Consider the following 1,173-nt stretch of genomic DNA (forward strand, 5'->3'; position numbering starts at 1 on the left):
CGCAAGGAGGCAGCTAACCACGGTAGGGTCAGCGACTGGGGTGAAGTCGTAACAAGGTAGCCGTAGGGGAACCTGCGGCTGGATCACCTCCTTTCTAAGGAAGCTGTGGAATTGGTAAGACGCCTGATCTGATCAGGATGAACCTTCCCGTGCTTTTTAGAACATAGATGGCGCCAGTCAGGCGACCATCGAAACGTAATACGCCACGGAATTGCTTATGCAATCGGATGGTATGGCGAGGTTCGCCGTCCACGTTTCTCTTTCTTCAAGAAGGATATAAACCTTTGGTTTGCGCTCACGTGCTGTTCGCCCTTTGGGCGGCACTCCGCGGGGGCGCCGGATGACCGGCGACGGCCTCTGGCCTGTATGGGTGTCCAGTTGGACGCTTCGTATGTTCGGTTGGATGGGCCCGTAGCTCAGTTGGTTAGAGCACACGCTTGATAAGCGTGGGGTCGGAAGTTCAAGTCTTCCCGGGCCCACCATTGGTTTGCTGAATTTACCTGATCCCTGGCGGTTTGACTGTCGGGTGTTTGCGATGGTTGGGGCTGTAGCTCAGCTGGGAGAGCACCTGCTTTGCAAGCAGGGGGTCAGCGGTTCGATCCCGCTCAGCTCCACCAATCGCGGAACGCGGTTTGGGTGTGTAGCGCGGGAATATCCTTCTGGAGAAATAAAAGTTTGCATCGTCCTGCTAAGGATTGATGCCTGTTCTGAATACATTGTGAAGAGAAGATATGTCTGGAAGCGTCCAGGTGTTTTGGGTTTAAGCCTAAAACGTCCGAGCCCAGTCCCTGAGAAACCGTGAGATGGCTTAGTCGGCCGGAATTGGTGGAGGGGTTGGAGGTAGGAAGGATCGCTTGTCCTGGGCATGTTTGTTGTTTGAAGGTTTAGGCCTTCATCTGATGGACATGCTGGATTGATGTTGCCTGACCGCGCATCACCGGATGATATCTCGAGAAGCTGGTCTTAATGGTATGGCTTCGAGGTGCACCGGCGTGCCCTCAAAGAAGACCGTACCGACACGTCGATGTCATCATGAAATGATCTGGTTGTAAAAGGTAATCAGGTTGCCGTTCCTTTGGAACGGCTATGGATGAGCATAGACAATGAGAACGAAGAAGTGAATTAAGGGCATTTGGTGGATGCCTTGGCATGCACAGGCGAAGAAGGACGTGA

2 tRNA genes and 1 rRNA gene are annotated in these 1,173 nt (G+C 53.3%); all 3 read left to right on the forward strand.

Annotation, left to right across the window (positions count from 1 at the left end):
* Positions 1 to 94: ribosomal RNA gene (locus I3J13_RS25600) — 16S ribosomal RNA — on the forward strand; the annotation flags it as partial.
* A gap of 311 nt (positions 95 to 405) precedes the next feature.
* Positions 406 to 482: transfer RNA gene (locus I3J13_RS25605), tRNA-Ile, on the forward strand.
* Positions 483 to 541: 59 nt separating this feature from the next.
* Positions 542 to 617 (forward strand) — tRNA-Ala (locus tag I3J13_RS25610).
* Positions 618 to 1,173 lie beyond the last annotated feature (556 nt).

This window comes from Agrobacterium leguminum (genome assembly GCF_015704895.1).
GTDB classification, from domain to species: Bacteria; Pseudomonadota; Alphaproteobacteria; order Rhizobiales; family Rhizobiaceae; genus Agrobacterium; species Agrobacterium leguminum.